The sequence below is a fragment of the Dietzia sp. DQ11-44 genome (genome assembly GCF_014145205.1).
GTDB classification, from domain to species: domain Bacteria; phylum Actinomycetota; class Actinomycetes; order Mycobacteriales; family Mycobacteriaceae; genus Dietzia; species Dietzia natronolimnaea.
Genome location: NZ_JAALEC010000456.1, coordinates 1 through 3,373 on the forward strand (window position 1 = coordinate 1; position 3,373 = coordinate 3,373).

4 protein-coding genes, 1 tRNA gene and 1 pseudogene are annotated in these 3,373 nt (G+C 68.3%); 3 read left to right on the forward strand and 3 right to left on the reverse strand.

Annotated elements, in window-relative coordinates; translation table 11 throughout:
• Positions 1-30: 30 nt before the first annotated feature.
• Entirely contained in the window at positions 31-432 is a 402-nt protein-coding gene (locus G6018_RS11775) for a helix-turn-helix transcriptional regulator (protein WP_107746571.1), read from the reverse strand.
• A 316-nt stretch (positions 433-748) separates the two neighbouring features.
• Between G6018_RS11775 and G6018_RS17585 the strand changes: the two genes are divergently transcribed.
• On the forward strand, positions 749-877 hold the full coding sequence (locus G6018_RS17585) for a hypothetical protein (protein WP_268817317.1): 129 nt from the start codon (positions 749-751) through the stop codon (positions 875-877).
• Between the two features lie 155 nt (positions 878-1,032).
• On the opposite strand, the gene G6018_RS11780 is transcribed toward G6018_RS17585, so the two are convergent.
• A tRNA-Met gene (locus tag G6018_RS11780) sits at positions 1,033-1,106 on the reverse strand.
• A gap of 268 nt (positions 1,107-1,374) precedes the next feature.
• On the opposite strand from G6018_RS11780, the gene G6018_RS11785 reads away from it, so the two are divergent.
• Both G6018_RS11785 and G6018_RS11790 read left to right on the forward strand, forming a co-directional pair.
• Positions 1,375-2,163 carry a MerR family transcriptional regulator gene (locus tag G6018_RS11785; protein ID WP_182611239.1) on the forward strand — a complete coding sequence of 263 codons (789 nt, stop codon included), beginning with the start codon at positions 1,375-1,377 and terminating at the stop codon, positions 2,161-2,163.
• Positions 2,160-3,023, forward strand: a complete 864-nt coding sequence (locus G6018_RS11790) for a hypothetical protein (protein ID WP_182618074.1) — start codon at positions 2,160-2,162, stop codon at positions 3,021-3,023. The genes G6018_RS11785 and G6018_RS11790 overlap by 4 nt, the downstream gene beginning before the upstream one ends.
• Positions 3,024-3,097: 74 nt before the next feature.
• On the opposite strand, the pseudogene G6018_RS11795 reads toward G6018_RS11790, so the two are convergent.
• Positions 3,098-3,373: pseudogene (locus G6018_RS11795) on the reverse strand (NADP-dependent oxidoreductase); the annotation flags it as partial.

The window sequence follows — 3,373 nt, forward strand, 5'->3', positions numbered from 1 at the left end:
GACCGTAACCGGACCCTCCGACACCGGCGGTCAGTTCAGGTCGCGGGCGGCGATGAGGCCGGCGATGAAGTCGGCGGCCCGGTCCGCTTCGGCGTCGGTGAGGTCGTATGCGATCCCCGCGACGAGAGTGCGGGAGGGGCCGAGCGGTTGCAGGCCGAGACTTACTCGGGTGGTGGCCGACAGGGATGCGCGGTCGGCGATGTACGCAGCGGTGCATCCCAGAGCATCGGCGATGGCTTCGAGCTGCTCGCGGCTCATGGTCGGGGTGTGAGCCGGACGGCCTCGGGCGGCGGGGACCTGGCCCCGTTCCCAAATGCTCATGTGGCCGCCGCTGACGCCGATGGCGAGCGCGAGTTTGAGCTGCGTGAGCCCGGTTTCCAGACGAACGGTGCGGATGGCTCGCCCCAGTGACCTCGCATCAAATGGCGTCATCGCCTCTCCCCCGCCGTTTCGGGTCGGATCTCGGCTACGACCGACCAGTGCCCGTTCTCGTGGGCGGTCGAGACCACGGATGCCTCGGCGCCGTCGAAGAGGTCGAGCTGTTACAGGCGGCGGTCGAGGTCGATGTGAGCGTGCAGCTCACTCGGCCCGGTCCCGATGAGGTACATAGTCGCCATCGTGCCCGGTGCTAGGGCTGTGCGAGCACCGCTCCCGCCGGGTACGTAGATTTGCAGGAACCCAACACTTCTATGATAGTTACATAACGCTCCTGGCGGCGGCCGGCACGATCGAGGAGCGAGCGGGGACGGTGATGCTGTCCCGCCTGATCGCCTCGGCGACCAGCACCGATGCGGACTCCTCCACCTTCTCAGAGGTGGCCCGGGTGTTCGGTATCGACTGGATTCCCGCCGTTCGGCTGGCGGACGAACTCAGCTAGGGGCACGTCTCTCACGCGCTCATTCAGCGACGAGCAGGCCGGCACCAGCGGCCGTCATCGTCACCTACGCAGGATCGGCGCGCTGGCATCGGAGCGCCACCCCGAAATGACGTAAGGCTCGGTTCCCCTGAGGGAACCGAGCCTGTGTGCAGTAGTAGCGGGGACAGGATTCGAACCTGCGACCTCTGGATTATGAGCCCAGCGAGCTACCGAGCTGCTCCACCCCGCGTCGTTTGCGTCTGTGAAACTACGTGCCGCGCACCGGAGGAGGCAAATCGAGCGCCACCGCCTGCGGAGCATGTCCACCAACGCCTGCGCTGCCCACGCCAGGTCCACGGATCGCACGCTATCCAGCCTCATGTGCCCCTCGCCCACAACTCTGAGAGATGCATCCCGGCCACGGGGAGCCGAACCGCGAAGGTTCTTGCGGGCGGCAATCGGCGACTCACATCTAGCGCGCTTGACCTTGCCACAGTGTCAAGGTTGATGATCAGCTCATGAGAATCGGTGAGATCGCCCGGCTGACCGGAGTCAGCGCACGCAGCATCCGGCACTACCACCGCTCGGGCGTGCTCGCCGAGCCCCCGCGAACCACCGGCGGATATCGCGAGTACGACGTGACCGCCCTCGTGCGGATCTCCCGGATCGCGTTCCTCTCCGACTCGGGAGTGCCCCTGCGCGAGATCAGCGCGCTGCTGGAGACCGCGCCCGGCAGCATGGCCGACGATCTGGCCGCCGTCCGCTCAGGAATCGACACCCGCATCGCCGCTCTCACCCGCCAGCGCGAACGCCTCGACCTGATAGCCCAGCGCGCCGCCGACGGCCTACCCCTGGGACTGCTGCCCGAGCCGGTATCGCGTGCGCTCGACCTCTGTCGGTACGCGGTCCCCGACGACCCCGACCTCACCGCGCTCCTGGACCGCGAACAGGACCTGCTCGACCTGCTTGCGCTTAACGGCGACTTCCCCGTACAGCTCACTGCCTCATACACCGCCATCGCTTTCGACGCCGGTCGCCGCACCCGGTACCTCGACCTACTCGCTGGCTTCCACCGGATCGAGGGCCGGCGGCCCAGCGAGGTGGAGCCGCAGATCGCAGACCTCGTCGACGCACTGCTGGCCGACCAAGACCTTCGAGCGCTGGTGGCGGGAGTGCCGGCCGAGCCGGGTGATGAGCACGATGCCGCCGATGCCACCCACGGACCGACGCTCGAGCAGCTCCTTCCCGACCCGGCCCAGCGCGAAGTAGTGCGCCGCACGCTCGCTGCCTCAGGAGTACTGCCGTGAACAGCAGACTGGTTCCATTGATTGCGCTTGTCGTCGTCGTCACCGACGCGGTTCTCCTGGCCACCGGGGTGATCGGCCCCGCGACGGCGTTCGCGCTCTTCCTGGCGGTCGAGGTGCCACTCGGGGCGATCGCCGTCACCGGTTACGTCCGCCGCTACCGAGCCCACCGCGCTGACGCTCGCACCCGCGCCGACGCACTACGCGCCCTGGCCGCAGAGGACCCCTATCTACGACTGATCGGCACCGAAGCGCGAACACTCGCCTCGCTGGCCCGGTGGGTGACGCGGCGGCCAGACGTCCCTGACGGCGCGGCGGCACTCGGCCACTCCCGCGGCACGCTTGGCATCCCGGTGGCGATGGCGGTCGCGGCGTCAATCGAATTGATCGCCGTGCACCTGTTGGTGCCATGGCCCGAGGTGCGGCTGGTGCTTGACCTGCTCGGGATCTACGGGCTGCTGATCGTACTCGGATGGCTGGCCGGCCGGATCGTGCGACCGCATCTGATCGAGGACGGCGAACTCGTGCTGCGCAGCGGCACGCACGTCTGCGCACGGGTACCACTCGACGCAATCGCGACAGTGCGGCGCGACCGGCGGCTCTCCCCCACATCTGCGGAGATCGCGCCCGATGCAAGCGGCGGGAACGCACTCACGCTCGCTGGTCCGGACGGCACCACTCTGAGCATCGAGCTTGACCGCCCGGTGCCTGCGTCCGTCCCCGGGTTTGCCTGGAGTGCACCCTCCCCGCGTGAGGTCACCGTGCTGCGGCTACACGTCGATGACCCGGATGCCGCACTGCGTGCGATCACAGAGGCGGTCGCCGGGACCGGGGCTACACCGCGGGCCGGTTACGCGCCCTGACGGGCCTACGTGTCCTCTCTGCCCGCGTCTATGGCACCACCTTCTGGCCGACCTCGTCGTCGTCAATAGGCCCCTCAGCCCAGCGCCACCACGCACTTGCCCGTCGTCCGCCCGGAGAGCATGTCCACGATCGCCTGCGGCGCGGACTCCAGGCCCTCGTATCGCGCGAGGTCCAGGTTCAGGTCACCCGATCGCCACAGCTCCGCGAGGTGCTTCCTGGCCTCGGGCAGACGATCTGCGAACGTGCCGGCGCGAAAGCCCCGCAGGTTGATGTCCTTGCTCGTGGCGTTGAAGAGGTTTCCGGGAGCAGCGGGCGGCTTGCCGTCGTAACCGCCGATCGCACCGCACAG